Raw genomic sequence first — 18668 nt, 5'->3', positions numbered from 1 at the left:
CGAGGCTCAGCCGATGGTGACCTCGCCGGTGAACAGGGCGGCGTTGGCCCAGGTCCGACCGTTGTTCGTGCGGTCGGCGACGAAGGTGTCCTGGACGTCGACCTTGTCGCCCGCGGTGAGCGTGCGGGCCTCGATCGCGGGGCCCGCCACGGTGACCGTGGTGGAGTGGTAGTGGTGGACGGTCTGGCCGGCCGCGTTGAGGGTGCGGGCGTCGAGGACGAAGGTGGTGGTGCGGGTGAGCTTCGCCGTGGTGTGGGTGAGCGGGGTTCCGGTCGGTGTGACCTTGACCGACTGCTCGTCCCAGTAGAGCCAGTACTCGGTGTTCTGCGGGGTGCCCTCCCAGGTGAGGGTGGCGGGCTGGTCGTGGCCGACCCGCGGGGTGGTGCTGGAGAAGTTCCGCAGGTAGAACTCGTTGCCCGCCTTCTCGACCGGCGGAAGGTCGATGGTGTGGTCCTGCCACTGGGGGGTGCCGGTGGGGTTGGTGCTGGTGCTCACGATGACGGTGAGGCGGGCCGCGCCCGCCGTCCGGTTGACCGGGATCCGGGACAGGATCAGCGTGAACTCCCGGTTCGCGCCGAACACCGTGTCGCCGGACGCGGTGGCGGGCTTGCAGGTGAAGGTGATCGCGCTGACCTCACCTGGCGCGCCTGGGGTCGGCGGGGTGGTGCGGCGCTCGACGGCCCACTCGGTGCCGGCGGAGTCGACGGGGTAGTCGTCGACGTCGTCGGCGGGAGCCGCCTCGGTGCTGCTCAGCAGGTGGGTCGCGCCGGTGCCGACAGGCAGGGTGACGGTGATGGACCGGCACCGCACATCGGCCGACCCGGGCCGGCGGAACGTCAGGTACAGGGTGGCCCGCTTGGTCTCGGTGGCGGTGGAGACGGTGATGCGGTCCGGGCGGGTCGGGCAGACGACGTCGAGCGGGGTGGTGGCGGCGGTGCTCGGGGACATGCGGGCCTTCCGGTCGGGGCTGACTGGACGGTCGGGGAACGTCAGGCGCCGACGGTCACCGTGAGGTCGGCGCTGGTGCGGACGGCCGCCCCGGTCGCGTCCCGGCTGTCGGCGGTGATCCGCAGGCCGACCTCGCCGGGGGTGCCGGTGAGCGGGATGGAGTCCAGGAGGAGGGTGAACGCGGGCTCCGGGCCTTCGAATCGGACCTCGCGCCGGGGGTTGCGCGGTACGCAGGTGAACACGGTGCTGCGCGGGTCGGCGAAGCTCGCGCTGATCCACCAGGTGCGCCCGTGCGGCGCCCGGTAGGCGGTGCCGATGCGTTCCGGCTGGGTGGTGAGCGAGCGCGGCGCGTCGCCGGTGGGGACCTCGACGGTGATGCCGCGGCAGTGCACGGCGCCGGTGACGCCGGCCGCTCGGGCCACGGTGATCTCCAGCCGGCCGCGGTGCGGCGCGTCGGGCGCCGAGCGGGTGAGCCTGGCGGGCTCGGTGGTGAGGGTGTAGACCAGCGGGTCACCGGAGGTCGGCTCGGTGGTCATGCGGTGGTCTCCTGTCCGGTCGTCGGTCGTCGAAGGTGGGCGGTCACGGCTGCGGCCGGTCGTCGCGCAGGGCGGCCGGGGCCAGTTGCAGGTAGCCCGCGCGGGCGGTCGGGGCCGGGTCGTCGGGGTGGCTGAGCTGGTCGGCGGGGATCAACGGGCGTTCGTCCCAGTCAAGTTGCTCGGTGGCGGTGGCCTGCGGTTGCGCCCAGGTCCAGGTGCCGTAGCGGGCGGAGAGCGGCGGCAGGACGAGGGCGGCGTCGTCGGGGGCGCAGGTGGTGTCGAAGCCGCGCAGCGCGAAGAAGCCGGTGGCGGGGGTCGTCAGCCGCAGCCGGAGGTAGCGGGCGGCGACCGGGGTGGCCAGCACGTAGTCGTTGTCGGGCCGGGCCGGGTCGAAGGCGCGGGCCTGCCAGTCGCCCTCGGCGCCCGTGGTGGAGGACTCCAGGACGGGCGTGCCGGGGCGGTTGCCGCCGTCGGCCGTGCCGGTGCGCAGGGAGTAGCCGGTGAGCTGGTGCACGGCCCCGAGGTCGAGGGTGAGGGTGGAGCCGATCGCCGGTGCGCCCAGGCTGCGGAACTCGCCGCCCTCGCCTGCGGTGAGGTGGCCGAGCGGGTACTCGGGGTCGGGACGCATGGTGGTGCTCAGCTCGCGCTGCGAACGGGCGGTGGCGAGCAGGGGGTTGAGCCGGAAGGAGGCGCGCAGCGCGGCGAGGCTGCGGTGCACCCGGTCGGGGTCGAGGCGCACGGTGTGCACGGGCAGGATGTCGGTGGTGGCGTGCACCGGCAGGTGCGGGTGGGCGAGCAGGGTGACCCGGCGGGTGCGGGCGTGGCGCGGGGTTCGGGCCGGGAGGGCGAGGTCGGCGCCGTTGGTGGTCGGGGTCAGGTAGTCGCTTCCGCCGACCGGGGTGAGGGCGTGCAGGAGCTGGTAGTCGACGGCGGCGCCGGGCTCGGGGGCACGGAAGTAGCCGATCAGGCCGTCGTCGAGGTCGTACGGGTCTCCCAGCCGGATGGCCCAGGTGTCCTCGGGGCCGGTAGGGGCCGCGTCGTCGGCGGAGGCGTCGAGGGCGGTGGCCCAGGAGGGGTCGGTGGGGCGGGCGCTGTGGAGTTCGAGGTCGAGGGTGGCGTGGACGAGGGCGACCGGACGGCCGATCAGGACGGCGGGCAGGTCGTCGTCCTGGCTGTCGGTGGCGACCTGGGTGCGCAGGCTGCGGTCGACGGTGGCCACCAGGGCCTCGAAGGCGTCGACGGGGTGGGCTAGCAGGGCGGTGAGGAAGGCGTGGACCTCGGGGTGGTCGTCGGCCAGGCGCTGGTCGGTCTCGTCGGTGTAGGGCGAGTGCGGGAGCGGCGCGTAGTCGGTCTGGCGGTCGGCGGGGCTGCCGACGGCGCGCAGTTCGCCGAGCCCGGCGCCGTCCGGCGCGTACACGGCCAGCGACTGGTCGAGGTGGTTGACGAGCAGCCAGCCGGCCAGGCCGTCGGTCTGCCCGGCTTCGGCGGCGGCGCCGGTGGGGCGGTGGGTGATGGCCAGCCGGGTGTCGTGCAGCAGGCGCGGCGGCAGTTGGACGAACCGTTCGGGGTTGATGAGTTGGGGGTCGGTGTAGAGCGGGCGGTTCGGCGTCACGGAGGCGGTGCGCAGCGGCTCCTGCTTGTAGCAGTTGCCGCCCTCCCCGTCGGTGACCAGGTCCAGGCAGCGGCCGAACCGGTCGACGATGCGCAGCTTGGTGAGGAACAGCTGCCCGGCGCGGACGGGCTGGAAGCGGCGCAGGCCGGGCGCGGTGGCGGGGTCGGGGACGTGGTTCTGCGGGCCGGTGAGCGGGGCGACGGCCTCCTCGGTGGGTACTTGGGCGCCGCCGTCGAGCTGGAGCAGCCAGTCGTTGAGGCCGGTGAGGGTCTGGGAGAGCACGTCGAGGTCTTCGAGGTCCTCGCGCAGGGTGTCGAGGGCCGCCCGGTCGGCGCTGGGGTGGCTGTCGCGGTAGCGGGCGAGTTGGGCGCGCAGGACGTGGACGGTGGTGGGCGCGAGGTAGGAGCGGGAGCGGTACTCGCGGTTGAGGAGGTCGCCCTCGGACTCGAAGTCGGCGGGCGGCGCGCCGGTGCCGTCCCAGGTGTAGCTGTAGGACGTGAGGCCGCTGTTGGGGGCGGGCGGGCCGAAGGTCCAGTTGGCGCGGTCGCCGGTGCGGTAGGGCAGCGGGAAGTAGTTGGCCGTCCACATCAGGGTCATCGGCAGCCAGGGCTGGCGCCAGGGCGCGGTGTACTCGGCGAGCGGTCCGCGGGCGGTGGCCTCGGGATCGGCGGTGATGGCGTGCAGGGCGGTGCCGGTGCCTTCGGGGGTGCGGGCGGCGAGGTCGAGGAGGGCGAACTCGCGCAGCAGCGCGGGCAGGAGGGGGAGTTGTGCGGTGGGCGGGGCGGGAGGGGTGGGCGGGTTGTCGGGGGCCGGCACCCAGCTGCCGCCGATCAGGGCTTCGCGGAGCAGGTTCGAGGGCAGTCGGCAGGGCAAGGGGTTGTCGGCGTCGCGGGTGAGCGGGACGGTGCCGCCGCCGGTGCCCTCGATGAGCAGGACGGGGTCGGCGGGGGTGTGGAAGGCGTCGGCGGGGACGCGCTGGAGCCGGAGGTCCTCGTCGAGGCCTTGGGCGGTGGCCCAGGCGTCGATGGCTTCCTGGGGGTCGGCGTCGTCCTCGGGCGGCTGCGGCATCCGGGCGCGCAGGGCGGCGAGCGCGGTGAGGCCGTCGGCGGCGTCCTTGGCCGGCCCGGGCCGGGCCGGGTCGAGGAGCCGGGCGCAGTCGGTGTCGAAGTCGGCCGGCAGGTCTTTCGGCCGGTCGAATTCGGGCAGGTTGCTCAGCCAGTGCAGGCTCCAGACCCGCCACTGGGCGGCGCTCAGGTCGCGCAGCGTGCGGTCGTACGCGACCTGGTCGGCGTTCAGCCGGTCGAGCCAGCCGGGGGTGCGGGCGGCGCGCCGTTTGACGTCGTCGCCGCCGGTCGGCTCGTCGCCGGTGCGGGGGACGATCTGCCAGGTGGCGCCGCCGTCGCGGCCGGCGAACCAGCTGGTGTGGGTGATCTCGTCGAGGTCGCGGTCGCCGTCGGGGCCGTCGAAGGTGTCGAGGGTGCCGTGGAACAGGGCGCCGAACAGCCGGCCGTCCTCGGCGGAGACGGTCTGCCGGGCGATCAGCAGCTCGGCGACCTCGCCGGTGCTGTGCCCGAAGGCGATCTTCACCTTGTTGGGGTCGGGGCGGTCGTCGTCGGGGGCGGCGCCCTCGCGCCGCCAGTCGAGGCCGAGGGCGGTGCCGGCGTACACGGTGCGGTCCACCCGGCCGGTGTCGCCGTCGACCTGCCAGCCGAGGCCGGTGAGCAGGCCGGCGAGGCTGCCGTCGTGGTCGGGCGGGAGCAGGCCGGGGATCGCGGGCGCGGTGCGCAGCAGGTCGGACGCGGGGTCGCTGTACCAGCCGGTGACCAGGTAGCTCAGCTGGGCGTCGGGCGGGTAGTCGTCGGTGCGGTCCTTGAGGTCGGCGAGGGTGTCGTGCAGCGAGAAGACGTTCTCGTGGTACGACTCCATCGCGGCGAAGGCCGGGATCCCCGCGCCGACCGCGGTTAGGAACAGCCGGCGGGCCGCCGGTTCCTGCCAGGGGCCGTCGGCGAGGGAGTGGGAGCGGCCGATCCAGTCGGTCTCCGGGCGCTCGGCCCGGGGGTCGATGAACTCGTGGATGGCGCTCTCGCCGTCCCAGGAGGCGCCGTCGTCGTCGGAGGCCAGGTAGTCGCTGTGCACGACCCAGCCGACGGCGGTGGTGGCGCCGCGCAGCGTGGCGTAGCGCACGACCAGCCAACGGTTGGGGACCAGCGGGTAGCGGGTCTCGCCGGTCGCGTCGTCGATCCGGCCTTCGGTGAGTGCCTCGGGCAGCTCCCACTGGACGTGGACGCCCTCGAAGCTGTCGTCGAGGTCGACCCGCTTGCCGTTGTCGAACGGGGCGGGTTCGGCGGCGCCGCGGCCGATCTCGTCGGCGAGGTCGGCGAGGTCGCCGAGCATGTAGCCGAAGCTCGGTTCGGTGCGCCAGAACGGGTGCAGGGAGCGGACGGTGTGGTTGGCCAGCAGGGCGTGGACCTTGACGGGGACGATCAGGTCGGTGTCGCTCATGCCTGCTCCTCGGCGGTGGGGTCGGGGAGCAGCCGGTGCTCCAGCGGGGCGTTGACGAGTTGCAGGGCGAGCTGGCCGGGGGTGAGTTCGGGCAGGTCAAGGAAGGCCCGCAGGGCGGGGACCAGGCCGGGGCCGTCCTCGTCGTGCAGCCGCAGGACGTCGGGGAGCGCGGTGCCGGTCCGGGGGCGGAGGTGGGCCTGGAACACGTCCGGGTCGGCCGGGGCGGGAAAGGTGCGGTCGCTCGGCCAGCCGACCTCGGGCCCGTCGGGGTGGCGCAGGCTGATCCGTGCCCGGTCGTCGATGCCGAAGTGCAGTCCCTGGCCGGGCTCGCGGATGGTCAGGTTGTCGGGTACCGCGTCCCAGAGCACCAGGAGGACGTCGGGGGCGAGGTGGTCCCGGCGCAGTTCGGCGGCGGGCCGCCGGTCGGTGCCGTGGGTCGCGGTGAGCTCGAACACCGGCCAGGCGCGGACGAGTTCGGAGCGGATCAGCAGGCCGGCGGCGGGCTTCGGCGTTCCGCTGCGGGTGGCGAGGTGGCCGCGCAGGACGGTGTCGAGCTCTTGGTCGGTGGAGGTGAGGGCGCCGACGTCGGTGGCTCCGGCGACGAGGGCCTCGATCCAGGCCGGGTCGATCCGGAAGGCGCGCAGGCTCTCCGGCGGCAGCATCCGGGGGTCGGGGACGAGGTGCTGGAAGGGCACGCCGCGCAGCAGGGCGAGGTGGTCGAGCCAGCTGGGCAGGGTGGGGGTGCGGGCGGCGACGGCGGCGGTCAGCGAGGCGAGGGCGCGCGGTTCGGCGAGGAGCGTGGCGGTGTCGGCCTGGGCGGTGCGCGCGGCGGGCACCGGGGGCGGGCCGGGGATGGTCCGCTCGCGCACGGCGCGGGTCAGGCGGGTGCCGAGGCCGGCTGCGGCGAGGCGGTCGAGGGCCGCGCGGGCGGGCAGGGCGTCGGGTTCGTGCCGGGCGCGGGCCGGGTCGGCGCCGAGCGCGGTCAACACGGCGGCCCGGTTGGCGAGTTCGCGGCGGGCCTCGGTGACCTCGCCGGTGTAGTCGGGGTCGGCGAGGGCGATGGTGCGGCCGAGCGTCCAGGCGGCGGCGTATCCGACGTCGAACAGGCCGTTGGCCGGGTCGTAGATCAGCGCGTGGTCGGCGGTGGTGTGCGGGCCCTCGACGGCGGGTGCGGGCAGCGGCGGTGCGGTGAGCGGGGTGAACGGGCCGCGGTACCAGGCGAAGGTGCTCTCGCCGGACGGCGGGCGGTAGGCGACGGCGGTGTAGCCGTGGTGCAGCCGCTGCCGGGCGTGCTCCTCGGCGGCGTCGGCCGTCCCGGTCGCGGGCGTGGGGGTCAGCCGGAGGGCGAGCCGTTCCGGGTCGTCGTGGCCGGGGGCGGTGAGGTCGCGCAGCAGGACGGCGGGGTTGAGCGAGCCGTCCGGGTCGTTGGCGAAGTGCCAGGACCACAGGCTGCACAGCCGGACCGTCCGGGTGCCGCCCGGCAGGGTGCCGGGCCCGAGGCGGCCGAGCCAGCCCTCCAGTGAGACCAGGTGGACGGCGTAGTCGCCGGGCGCGCGGGGGAAGCGGTTGGCGGCGATCACGGCGTACTCGCCCTCGGTGAGCACCTCGCCGTCGGCGGCGCGCCGCGGGGCCGTCCGGACGTCGCGCAGGTGGGCGAGGTGGATCAGTTCGTCCTCGCGCGGGACGACGGCGGTGAACACCCCGGCGGGCACGTCGATGGTGCGGCACTCGGCCGCGGGGTCGGGCGCGCCGGACAGGGCCGGGCCGAGGACGACGCCGCCCCGGCCGGGGTCGACCAGCTCCGCGACGGGGCGCCAGGTGCCCTCGCCGCGGGCCTGCGGGTCGTCCTCGACCTCGCCCGCGGCGAACACCAGCAGCGCCAGCCAGGGCGCCTGGGCGTCGGCCAGCACGCCCTGGAGCTTCCGCTCCCACGGCAGCACGGGGCGGGACAGGGTGATGTGCGGCAGGGTGCTGCCGTACCGCCCGGTGGCACCGGTGGGCGGATAGGTCGCGTGCACGGTGGCCGGGTCCAGCACGAACTGGGCCGCGCGGATCTCGTACTCGTCGGTGACGGTGGGCAGCGGAGCCTCGGCGTCGACCTCCCGGCCGTCCTTGGCCAGCCGGTGGGTGACCTCGATCGTGTAGACGCCCGCGGTGGCGGACGGCTGCATCCGGTCGTAGAAGGTCACGTCAAGGTCGGGAGTGCTGGGCATGCGGGTCACCTCGCGCCGGTGTCGGTGAGCAGGGGGGCATCGGTCAGGGTGCGGCCCGCCAGGGTGGCGTAGCGGGTGAGCGGCCCGTCGCTGCCGGCGGCGGCGCCGAGCGCGGCCAGGGCCCGGTGCACGGCGGTGCGGGCGGGCGCGGTGGCGGTCAGGGTGTCGGTGATGACGTCGATGCTGCCCGGCTCGGTGACGGGCGGGCGGCCCGCCACGGCGGTGTCGCGCAGCGGGGTGGCGCCGCGCGGCAGCACCTCCTCGACGTCCAGGGCGGCGGCGCTGACCGGGCCCACCGAGCCGCCGCGTCCGGGCGCGGGAGCGGTGATCTCCAGCCCGGTGAGGCAGTCCGGCACCAGGCCGGGCTGGGTCAGGGCGTCACCGGGCTTGCCGAGCGGGCGGCCCCACAGGGCCTGGGGCATGCCCTGCCGGACGGGGGTGATCGTCCAGTCGGCGTCCGCCCACGCGAACTCCCGTCCGTCCGGGCCGGTGATCCGTACGTGCTGCTCGGACACCACGCCGGTCAGGCCCATCGGGCGGATGTCGATCGAGCCGGCGCCGGTGGCGGCGAGGGTGTCGCCGTTGACGGTGATCCTGGAGGCGGGCAGCGCGGACTCCACCGTGACGGCGAAACCGTCGATGCGCACCAGGGCGGGCGCCCGGCGGGCGGCGCGGGCCTCGGACTCGCCGGTGGTGACGTCGGGCAGTGCACAGCCCTGCTTGAGGGCGGTGCGCTGGGGGGCGGGGATCTGGATCCGGAACTGCTCCCAGGGGATCGGCGGCGGCCCCTTGCGGTCGGCGCCGAAGCCGAGGGTGAAGGAGACGAACCAGACCTTGACCCGGGCCCGGCCGCCGATCGGGGGCAGCCACAGCTGGAGGTCGACCCCGACCTCCAGGGACACCCGGATGCGGACGAAAGCGACCTTGACGCTGGCGGCGACACCGATGCTCAGGCCCAGCGCCAGGTCGGCGTAGAAGGGCTTCCACTGCACCAGCGCGTCCAGGTACGCGGTGAACCAGGCCTGGACCCGGACGCCGTGCTTGCCGTCGTAGACGGCGGCGAAGGCCCCGCCGATCATGAACGCGCCGTCGGTGAGCGCGGCGTACGCGTGGGCCTTCATGGTGATCGGCCCGCGTTCCCAGAGCCAGCCGATGCGCGGTGGCTGCGGGTAGTGCCGGGGGGCGGGGAACTGCGGGTGGTAGCCACCGGCGGAGAGCACGAAGCCCTTGTCGACGCCCTGTTCGGGCAGGCTCCTGCCCCATACGTACAGCGAGATCCCGCCGGTGAGCTTGGCCGCCTTGTCGATGATGTACGAGCCGTCGGCCAGCACGGCGTCCATCGAGAAACGGCCCAGGGCCGAATCGAAGACGAAGACGTAGTCAACGATGACTTGGCCGATGCTGCCGATGATCGCCAGTCGGGGCGCGGCGGTGGGGTCGGCGCTCGGTTCGGTGGCAGGCGCGGTGAAGGCCTCGCTGCTGTCCTCGGACGGCACGGTCGGCGGCAGCGCCAGCGTGGTGGTGCCGGTCAGCAGCGCCTTCCAGCCGCCCTGGCCCCACTCGACCAGGACCAGCGCCCGGGCGGCGATGAACTTGTACACGGTGAACTGCGCGCCGCCGGCCACCCAGTACCGGCCCTGGGCGGGGGTCACCCACCCGCCGGGGCCGGCGAGTTCGCCGAGGGCCTGGGCCGGCGTCAGCTTGTCCGGCTCGCCGCCCCCGGTGGAGCGGGCGCCCAACCGCTTGATCAGCGGGAAGGTGCCGACGTCGGCGATGGTGGGGGTGCGCACCGTGCTGTTGATGCCGAAGCCCAGCGCCAGGCCGGTCACGGTGACCGGGCCGATGGCGAAGATGCCGTGCTGCTGGTTGTGGCCGGCGACCAGTTCGGCGTACGCGAACAGCGAGGTCCAGCCCTCCCGGCTGCGCGACCAGCTGCCCGCGACGGTGAGGGTGAACAGGTTCGGGATCTCGATCCGGCCGTGGCCGGCCAGGGCCAGCTCGAAGCCGGAGCCCAGGTCGAGCCGGGCCAGCGACCCGGAGAGCTCCAGCTTCGGCGGGCCGGGGGTGCTGAACGCGACGGCAGCGCCCTCCAGCATCGGGCGGGCCTGGAAGTTCTTGTCGATACCGATGCCCAGGCCGATCAGCTGGAACTCCAGCGGGCCGAGAGCGAAGGTCGCGTCGAGGGCGAGGTAGAGCAGACCGAACCCGAAGCTGAGCCGGGCGCCGCTGAAGCGTGCGGCGCCGATCGCCCAGCCGAGCAGGTCGGTGTTGGCGCCCGGCGGGCCCCCGGCGAGGGCACCGCCCTCGGGGGTGTCGGCCGCGGGGATGATCTCGCGGTCCGGGTAGGTGAGGGTGATCCCGGCGGTGGTGCCCAGGGTCAGCACCGCCCACAGCAGGACGCCCTTGTCCAGGTCGCCGGCGAGGACGACCGGGAGCCGGCCGCCCGCGTGGGTGTTCAGTTCGGTGAGGATGGCGTTCAGCTTGGTGATGTCGGCGGCGCTGAACGGCTGTTCGGCGTAGACCAGGTGGATGCCGGCCAGCGTGATGTCCCGGTCGGGGGAGGTCGGCTCGACGATCACCGGCAGATCGGAGGCCTTCGCCTCGACGGCCGCCCGGACGGCCAGCAGGTTGCGGCGCTGCGGGGTGTTGGCCGGGACGGTCGCCATCGCCCAGCCGAAATGCTCGGTGGCCGCGGTGACGACCAGCAGGTAGGTCGAGAAGTCGTAGTGCAGGCCGACCGCGTACAGCCGGGGCAGCAGCATCTCGGGGATCGCGTCGTCGGCCACGTCGATGCCCAGGAAGCGGGCCAGTTCGGTCGCCGGGACGCCCTCCTCGTCCTCCCAGTGCGCGGTGACCGCGACCGGCCACGGCGGGGCGGCGGTGGGGACGGTGAAGTCCATGGTCACCCCACCGGGCAGGTGCAGGGACATCACGGGGAAGCGGGGGCGGACGGTGAAAGCCTTGAGGTCCAGGTCGAAGCCCAGGCCCGGCAGGCCGAGCGTGAAGCCGCCGCCGAGGTCGAAGGTGGCGTCCAGGACCAGCCTCAGCACCCAGTCGGTGCCGCCGGTCCACTCCTCGTCATTCACGGCGGGCCAGGACAGTCCGATGCCGCTGACGTGCAGCGGGCCGAGGGAGAGTGTGGGGAGGTCGGGCAGCCAGGACAGGTCCGGCGGGGTGACGGGCGGCGGCCAGGGGATGCCCCAGCCCGCCGAGCCCGGACCAGGAAGCCGCCAGTCGATGTCCAGGGACAGGCCGGGACGCCAGCCGCCCCCGCCGCCGCTGCCGCCGCCGGAGGGGACAGCGAGGGTGGGCCACCAGGAACCGGTCAGGGCGCCCAGCGAGGTGAGCCAGCCGTTCAGCCGTCCGCCCGCGTCCAGGCCGAGACCGGTGCCGATCGCGCTGAGCGACAAGCCGTCCAGCAGGAAGTCGTCGATGTTCCCCAACAGGCCGCCGATGAAGGGAAGTTCGGACAGCACCGCGCGCAGTCCCTTGACGCCCAGCAGCGCCACGGTGCCCCGGAGCGACCAGTCGGGCCCGGCGGGCAGCGAGCCCAGGACCAGGCGGAGCCGCTCGGTGTCGGCGGTGAGCGCGAAGTCCCCGGTGCGGAGGTCCAGACGCAGGCCGAGCCCGGTCAGGGCGGGGTCGAACCAGCTGGGCAGGGCGGGCAGTTCGATGCCGAGCAGCCGGACCAGGTCCAGCACCCCGAGGCCGGGCCGGTCGCACCAGCCGGTCGGCAGGCCGGGGGCGGCGAAGCCGGGGAAGCCCGGCCAGGACTGGCCGTCGGAGCCGTCGATCGTCTCGAAGCGCAGAGCGGGCAGAGCGGGCAGGTCCGGGACGGCGAAGGACTGGGCGGGCAGCCGGGGGACGACGCTCCAGGCGCCGACGCCCGGGAGGTCGAAGGCGAAGCCCGCCTCGGGCAGCGTCACCGTCAGCCGGCCGAGGTCGACGGAGAGGCCGAAGGCCATGTTCAGGCCGGTGCCGCTCCCGCCACCGCCTCCGGAGGAGGAGAGGCCGAAGCCCGAGAGGGTGAACCGGCCCAGCCGGATCGACGGGAACCCGGGCAGCCATGAGAGGTCCGGCACGCCGAGCCGGACCAGCCACACCCGGGTGTCGTCACCGGGCAGCACCGCGCTGGCACCCACCCACAGCCCGCCCGCCAACTCGGCTTCCGGCAGCAGCGGCCAGTCCGACTCTCCCGGCAGGGCGGCGGCGACGGCGGTGTTGACGGCCACGCACTGGTCTGCCGTCAGGCCTCCGGGGCCCAGCGCGGCCAGTTCGACCGTGCGCACGCCGATCGACTCGCCGTCCGGGATCAGCTCGCCGACGTACGGCAGCGCGGACAGGTGGGCCTCCGTGCCCTTGAGCCCGACCAGCGCCGTCAGCGGGCCCCCGGCCCCGGGCGCGGCGAACGCGACCCGGAGCTGGTCCGTCTCCGCGGTCACCGCCACCGCGCCGCCGACCAGGTCGTAGTGGGCGGACAGGCGGGCGAGTTCACCGAGGAACGCCCCCGGGGCCTCGCCGAGCGACACCTCCCAGGCCGCCGCCAGTTCCACCAGCGCCAGCGCCAGCCCGTCGACCCGGGCCGTCAGCCCGACCACCAGCTCGCGCTGGGCGTCCGCGGCGAAGTCCAGGGCCACCTCCACCGTCCGGGCACCCCCGAGCAGCGCGGCCCGGCCGACCACCCTGAGCCGCTCGGCCGCGACCTCAGTGGTGCGCAGCACCAGCTCCTTGCCCGCCGTGCCCACCAGGGCGTACAACTCGGGGAGTTCCCAGTGCTCCGCCGAGAGCGTGAAGTCCTGGCCGACGGGCGGGAAACTGTCGACGAGCTCCTGGACTGACCTTGCCATGGGACATCCCCCTTGCTGCCGTTGCAGGTGGCACGGACCGCACCGAAACACCGACCCGGCACGGGGGTTCGACCGCGGAGCACCAGGCCGGCCGGACCTCGACGCGACCGGTCCGCCCGCCAGCCCGTCCGAGCGTGGACTGACGGCCGCCGGAGCGCACGCAGGTGTCGGGCCTGGACCCGGAGCACAGACAAACCAGACCAGATGAGAGCACGGCCGCACTCGATGTGGGCACCACACGGAGACAAATCGCGTCAACCTCGCAAGCGGCCAGCGAGCTGGGTGGCAGTCGCTCCCGATCCATAACAGTGCGCTTCACTGCCGACACAATCCGTGCGCATCTGGCCGGAATGCGACCCCTCTTCGAAGTCCTCTGCTAACGACATCACCGGCCTGGTCGTGGCCGACCTCCGGCACGCGATGCCCCACGACCTCTACGACCACCTCGCCCCACCTGCGACCGGTGCCCACCGACGCCGTCCAGCACCGGGAAACCAAATCCGACCGGTACGGCATCCTCTACTGCTGGATTCCTCAAGCAGTGGGCGCAAAAGCCATGCTGGGGCGACTCGGGCGGCCGACCGTCCAGACGAGCGGGGACCTGGCCGCGGCACACGAGGCAAGCCCGCCCGAGTGGACACTGGGCGCACTGGCGGCCGACGTCGGCCGACTCGGGCCGACGTCGACCGCATCCCGCCTGTCCTCCACCGCGGCAGCGGTGGTCCCGGCGGCACGCCCACGGCCGGGTAGTTCGGCTCAGCATGGCCGCCGAAGCCCACCGACGGACATGAGCGACCGTCGAAGAGCGCCCAACAGTGGCAGATCGACAACGATGCGGCATGGCGGATCGACTACCTGATGGCCACCCCCGGCCTCGCCGAGCAGGCCGCCACCGCCCGCATCGAGCGCGCGGCCACCCACGCGGAGCGCTGGTCCGACCACGCGCCCGTGACCGCGGTGTTCGATCTCGCGTAACTCACCTGTCAATGGCGGAAGTTGAGTGCCGCGCGGGCAGACCGGTTGCCCGCGCGGTCACACAACTTCCGCCGACGAAGACGCATTCGATAGAGCAGGCCCGAGCGGGCCGACAGCTGCCCGGGGCGGCCCGGCCGATGCCGGCCTCCCCCGTCGCACTTGTCCCTCAGTACCCGGAGACGACCTGGACCGACTGGGCCTGGGTGAGCACGTCCGCGGCGCAGTAGGCCGCGTCGACCCAGCCCTGCTGTGCGAAGAGCCTGGTCTGGTCGGCGTAGTGCGGCGAGGTGGGGTCGTCGGACAGCGAGTACGTCAGCATCGTGCGCGCCACGGGGCAGGAGCCGCCCTTGCTCCAGGTGACAGCCTGGATGTAGCTGCTGCCTATGGAAGGGGCCGCGCCGGGCTGGGTCAGCACGTTCTGGTAGATCGCGTTGAACTCGCCGTCCGGGTCGCCCGGGCCGCCGTCGATCGGGATGTGCACGCCGTCGCGCACGACGTACTGCAGGCTGCCGAGCGTGGCGTCGTACGGGACGCCTGCGGTCTTCAGGTCGCTGAGCGCGTCACCGAGGGCCTGGGCGACGGCCTTGTCGCCCGTGTTGAGCCCGCTGGGCGTGGTGAGCGGCTCGTTGGCGTCGAACGGCGTGGACCACGGACCCTCGGGCAGGTCGAGGGCGCGCTCCCAGAAGTCGCGGAACAGCACGTCGCCGCGCGAGTCGGCATCCTCGCGGTCGTTCCAGGAGGCCAGCACGCCGCACGCGTCGTCCACGGCGATCTCGCCGCCGCCGCTGGTCGGGGCCGTGCCGTGGGGCAGTGCGTCGCAGAGCGCGACGAGCTGCGGCTTGACCAGCGTGGCACCGTACTGGATGTCGGAGTACATCAGGTTCTGCACGTCCCGCAGGGTGAAGCCGGCCGGGCCGAGCCCGTCGGTACCGGCCAGCCGCCCGGTGACCATGGTGAGCGCGCTGCGGGTGCGCAGGCTCGCGGGGACGTCGGTCAGGCCGAGGAACCGCGGGTAGCCGGTCATCGGGGCGCTCGCGTTGGTGAGCCAGTAGCTCATGTTCGAGTTCTCGACGTAGTCCGAGCGGCTGAGTTTCGGCTCCTCCTTCGCGCCGAAGATCCCGGGCACGACGGAGTCGGCGTCGGTGCCCCATCCGCACGAGCTGTCGGAGCCGTCCAGGATCGGCATACCGGCCCTGGCGAACAGTTCGGCGCCCAGCGGGGTGTCGCAGCGTTCGGCGAGCACGTCGGTCACGTCCGGGAAGTTGCCGAGGTCGCTGTAGAGGGCGTGGCCCTGTGCGTCGGCCGCGATCGTGTCGACCCACGGCATGCCCTCGTACTTCTCCTGGCCCGCCAGGATCTGTGCGGTGTCGGTGGCCTCGTCGGTGGCGAACACGTCATTGAGGAAGCGTGAGTCGGCGGCGCCCGCGTCCGCGAGCACGAAGGCGGACTCGGCGGTCCAGGGCAGCGGGACACCCTGCAGCTGCCGGATCACCGGTCCCCAGCGGGTCGTCCACAGGGTGCGGCTGACCGGTCGGAGCCGGCCCGAGGCGCCCGTCTCGAGCACCGTGGAGGTCTGCTCGGTCATCGGCACCGCGTGGCCGTCGTACATGTACTGCGTCGGGTGTCCGGGCACGAGCGTGAGCTGGTAGAGCGACATCGGGAACGAGGGGGTGTCGGTGTGGCTCCAGGCGACCGACCCGTTGAAGCCCACGGCCACCAACGGCTCTCCGAAGAGCGTGGCGCCCTCCACGTTCATCCGGCCCGGGACGGTCAGCTGAACCTCGTAGGTGCGCTCGGCGCCCGCCCAGGGCAGGTGCGGATTGCCGAGCAGGATACCGGGGCCGCCGTCCCGCGTGCCCGCGGAGCCGATCGCCAGCGCGTTGCTGCCGGGCGCGCCGGGACGGTCGGAGGCAAGCGCGTCGGCAAGGCGCGCGACGTCCGGCCGGCTCACGCGCGCCGGGTCGCCCGGGCCCACGGATGCGGTCGCCGCCACCGCCGGCGGCTGCGCCCCGGTCCAGGAGCCCGGGTCACCCGCGATGCCCTCGATGTCGACGAGCTGGTACAACCGCAGATACGCGTCGGTCAGCGTGATCGGCTTGACCCAGGCCTTGCCGCGGCACGTCGGATCGGGCACGCCGCGCGCGCCGCCGACCGAGGCCAGGTAGCCGTCGTAGCCCGCCACGTACCCGGCCATCATCTGCTTGACCTGCGGCAGGACCGCGCTCGGGCCGGAGCGCACGGAGAGCATCCGCGCCACCGCACCCGAGTCGGCGACGGACTTCCAGTACAGGTCGCTGTCGAGGTTGTCCACCCCGGCCGGACCGACCTGCTGGTACGTCCCGTCAGGGCCGAAGTAGCGCGAACGCTGCGCCTCGACGGTCACGTAGTCGTCCGCCATGGTGCACAGGTCGTCACTGGCGAACGCGTACCCGTAGCCGTAGCCGAGGGAGCCGTAGTCGTCCGCCGTGATGTGCGGGATGCCGTAGGCGGTCCGCACGATCGTCGCCTGGTACCGCGGACCGGTGGCGGCTGTCGCACCGGTCGGCGGTATCCACGCCACCAGGCCCAGCATGACTGCCGGCAACCGGAGTCGGCGCCTCGGCCCTCGGGTCCGGTGACGACGGCCGGCCCGCAGAGACCGGGACGGCAGGCGGAGCACAGAACGGAGGAATGACTTGTCTGACGGTGGTCTGATGCTTCTCACGAATCCGCTCCTCAAACGGTGGCGGGTGCGAGCACGTTGCGGACGGTCGACGCGGGTTCGATCTGCGACGCGAACACGTCTGGCAGGCCGGATCCCTGTCGCGGCAAGCCCGGCACACGGAGATTGAGCGCTGCTGTGCACGGCGGGCTTCGGCGGAGCTCGAAACGGTGACAGGCGTTCAGGCGCGGGTAGCTCTCCCCCAGTCGGCCGGGGGACCCCCTGGCCGCAGCCCGGGCGCCACGGGATCAGTCTCCTCGCGCCAGGTCGGTCAGCCCATCAGGGACTACCCCCAGCCGACCCTGACACTCCACTGAAGGAGCATCAGGGTCCTCGTGTGCAAAGTAGTTGGCTGGTGGTGCCCAGGCCTTGCCCGGGCGTTCCACCCGAGTAGGCCGAAGCCCCCCGGCCTTGTCACGTCGGCCGCCTGGCCTGGGATGATCTCGGGCGGAAGTGTCGACTGTCCGCGTGAAGCGGTCCGGGCACGTCCCCACGAGAGGAAATGCATGAACATCGGAATACGCCTGCCGCGCGGCTTCGCCGTCCTCGGCACCGCCCTCCTCACCGCCACGGCGACCGTCCCGCTGACGGCCACCGGAGCGGCGGCGGCCGCGGCCCCCGTCTGCCTGAGCGGCAGGCTCCAGTACGACTACCAGTCAGCCGAAGCCGGCCCGGCCAAGCCGGTGCTGACCAAACCGGTCCGCGCCGCGAACGTCCAGCTGTGGGGCAGCGAGAAGCCGACCGACACCCCGCGTCAACTCACCGCCGACTACCAGTACACGAATCCCGGCGACGGCGGCTTCAACCTCTGCTACACACCCACCTCCACCACCTCGATGAGCAGTATGTGGGTGCGGTTCAACGCCGAGAGCACCAGACTGTGGAGGGTCAGCGACAACAACGGCACTACCTACACCCTGGACTCGCCCGTCCAGCACAACATCTCCGGCAGCACTTCCCTCGGTACCCTCAAGCCCTCCAGCGACACCGCCCGGGCCTGGCACGCCTTCGACACCGTCAACCTCCTCTGGTGGAAGCGCGACAACCCCGCCAGCATCTGCTGGTCGTCCCACGAGACCAACGGCAACGCCTGCACCGAGCTCAACATCCGGTGGACCAGCGGTTCGACCGACGGGCCGTACTACGACCTCGCCAACACCGTCCACCTTTCCGCCACCGACCCCGACTCCGAGCACACCGTCCTCCACGAGTCCGGCCACTTCTTCATGCAGCGCCTGTACAACGGCTGGTGGCCGAACGTCACCGACTGCAGTCCGCACTACGTCGACCGCGTCAGCTCCGGCACCTGCTCATGGGTCGAAGCCTTCGCCGACTCCACCGCCGCCTACCTGCTGGGCGACCACCGCTACGTCTGGCCCGGTGGCGGCAGCGAGGACTTCACCCACACCACGGGCTGGGACAACGGAGACCAGGTCCAGGGCAATGTGGACGGGGCGCTTCTGGACCTGTGGAACCACGTCGACAACGGATGGGGCGGCACCGTCTCCCTGCTGACCTCCCACACCCCGTCCACCTTCGCGGACTACTTCAAGACCGATCGGCCGACTGCCAACCCTCCGCTTCCCACTGACGGAAGCGCGCTCACCTATCTGGCCGACCACACCATCAACTACTGAGAACCGTGCGGCCATCTACCTGGAGCAGAACTTCCCGAACAGCCAGCAGGTCCCCGGGCTGCGGAACCTGGTGTCCGCGCTGACGCCCTGATCCGCTGACATCCGCTGGTACCTTGGGCCGTCCGCACCGCACCGGTGCGGACGGCCCGCCGACGTCCGTGGAGAGCACCGGTGACACTCCTGGAGTTCGCCCGCACCGGCCGGCAACCCCCGGCGAGGCCGCGCTCCTTGCCCGGCTGCGACAGGCCGGCGAGCCGGTCGAGCCGTGCGATCCGTTCGCGTCGGGCGAGCGGTGGTGGCGGGTCACCGGCTCGGGGGTACTGCTGCAATTCGACGCCGACCAAGGCGGGCTACTGACGGCCGCCCACCGTTCGGACCCCTTGCTGTGTGGTCAGGGCGTGTCCGAAGGGTCTCTGTGATCAGCCGTCGGCGGCGTCGAGCGCACCGTCACCCGCGCCGAACGCCGGCACGGCCAGACGCCCGTCACAGACCCAGGTCAACGGCCAGGCACGAGTAGAACTTCCAGGAGTCTTCGGGGCGGTACGCGTCGTTCGCCTTGCCTCCCGGACCGGCCGCCATCTCTTCGGTCATCTCCTCGAAGCGGATGCGCTCGGGAAGCCTCCCGTAGCGCGCATGCCGCGCCACGGCGGCGGGATCGTCGGCGAGTTCCTTGCCCATGGCCATTCTCCGCATCGTC

General features: G+C 73.2%; 8 protein-coding genes and 1 pseudogene. 2 read left to right on the top strand and 7 right to left on the bottom strand.

The genetic code is table 11. From position 1 onward, the window contains the following. Window positions 1-6: 6 nt before the first annotated feature. The 5 genes from ACSMTC_RS34060 to ACSMTC_RS34040 are packed head-to-tail and all read right to left on the bottom strand — an operon-like array spanning window position 7 to window position 12658. The gene (locus ACSMTC_RS34060; RefSeq protein ID WP_436563594.1) at window positions 7-948 is read right to left on the bottom strand and encodes a hypothetical protein; all 942 of its coding nucleotides are present in this window, start codon (window positions 946-948) and stop codon (window positions 7-9) included. Between the two features lie 41 nt (window positions 949-989). Beyond that, window positions 990-1484, bottom strand: coding sequence for a hypothetical protein (locus ACSMTC_RS34055; protein WP_436563593.1), 495 nt, complete (start codon window positions 1482-1484; stop codon window positions 990-992). Between the two features lie 43 nt (window positions 1485-1527). Continuing rightward, window positions 1528-5598 (bottom strand): hypothetical protein, encoded by a 4071-nt coding sequence (locus tag ACSMTC_RS34050; RefSeq protein ID WP_436563592.1) that lies wholly within the window; start codon window positions 5596-5598, stop codon window positions 1528-1530. Then, window positions 5595-7811, bottom strand: a complete 2217-nt coding sequence (locus ACSMTC_RS34045) for a hypothetical protein (RefSeq protein WP_436563591.1) — start codon at window positions 7809-7811, stop codon at window positions 5595-5597. The genes ACSMTC_RS34050 and ACSMTC_RS34045 overlap by 4 nt, the downstream gene beginning before the upstream one ends. Window positions 7812-7816: 5 nt before the next feature. Beyond that, window positions 7817-12658, bottom strand: coding sequence for a DUF6603 domain-containing protein (locus ACSMTC_RS34040; protein ID WP_436563590.1), 4842 nt, complete (start codon window positions 12656-12658; stop codon window positions 7817-7819). 825 nt (window positions 12659-13483) lie between these two features. Between ACSMTC_RS34040 and ACSMTC_RS34035 the strand changes: the two are divergent. After that, window positions 13484-13633: pseudogene (locus ACSMTC_RS34035) on the top strand (exodeoxyribonuclease III); the annotation flags it as partial. A 166-nt stretch (window positions 13634-13799) separates the two neighbouring features. Here the strand turns inward: ACSMTC_RS34035 and ACSMTC_RS34030 are convergent. Further along, window positions 13800-16193 (bottom strand): penicillin acylase family protein, encoded by a 2394-nt coding sequence (locus tag ACSMTC_RS34030; RefSeq protein ID WP_436563589.1) that lies wholly within the window; start codon window positions 16191-16193, stop codon window positions 13800-13802. 647 nt (window positions 16194-16840) lie between these two features. Here ACSMTC_RS34030 and ACSMTC_RS34025 point away from each other — a divergent pair. Further along, entirely contained in the window at window positions 16841-17971 is a 1131-nt protein-coding gene (locus ACSMTC_RS34025; RefSeq protein WP_436563588.1) for a metalloprotease, read from the top strand. A 483-nt stretch (window positions 17972-18454) separates the two neighbouring features. Here ACSMTC_RS34025 and ACSMTC_RS34020 read toward each other — a convergent pair whose 3' ends face one another. After that, window positions 18455-18649: a hypothetical protein gene (locus ACSMTC_RS34020; RefSeq protein WP_436564891.1), complete on the bottom strand. Its 195-nt coding sequence runs from the start codon at window positions 18647-18649 to the stop codon at window positions 18455-18457. Window positions 18650-18668 lie beyond the last annotated feature (19 nt).

It is taken from the genome of Kitasatospora sp. HPM-01-4, from assembly GCF_051374625.1.
Classification (GTDB): Bacteria; Actinomycetota; Actinomycetes; order Streptomycetales; family Streptomycetaceae; genus Kitasatospora.
The sequence above is the reverse complement of the archived record's forward strand: the minus strand, read 5'-3'. Positions and strand labels throughout refer to the sequence as shown.

What these genes read in the sequence shown, in the direction of transcription:
- ACSMTC_RS34055 (WP_436563593.1), bottom strand. Translation starts at nt 1,484, where the DNA reads ATGACCACCGAGCCGACCTCCGGTGACCCGCTGGTCTACACCCTCACC.
- ACSMTC_RS34060 (WP_436563594.1), bottom strand. Translation starts at nt 948, where the DNA reads ATGTCCCCGAGCACCGCCGCCACCACCCCGCTCGACGTCGTCTGCCCG.
- ACSMTC_RS34040 (WP_436563590.1), bottom strand. Translation starts at nt 12,658, where the DNA reads ATGGCAAGGTCAGTCCAGGAGCTCGTCGACAGTTTCCCGCCCGTCGGC.
- ACSMTC_RS34050 (WP_436563592.1), bottom strand. Translation starts at nt 5,598, where the DNA reads ATGAGCGACACCGACCTGATCGTCCCCGTCAAGGTCCACGCCCTGCTG.
- ACSMTC_RS34025 (WP_436563588.1), top strand. Translation starts at nt 16,841, where the DNA reads ATGAACATCGGAATACGCCTGCCGCGCGGCTTCGCCGTCCTCGGCACC.
- ACSMTC_RS34020 (WP_436564891.1), bottom strand. Translation starts at nt 18,649, where the DNA reads ATGGGCAAGGAACTCGCCGACGATCCCGCCGCCGTGGCGCGGCATGCG.
- ACSMTC_RS34045 (WP_436563591.1), bottom strand. Translation starts at nt 7,811, where the DNA reads ATGCCCAGCACTCCCGACCTTGACGTGACCTTCTACGACCGGATGCAG.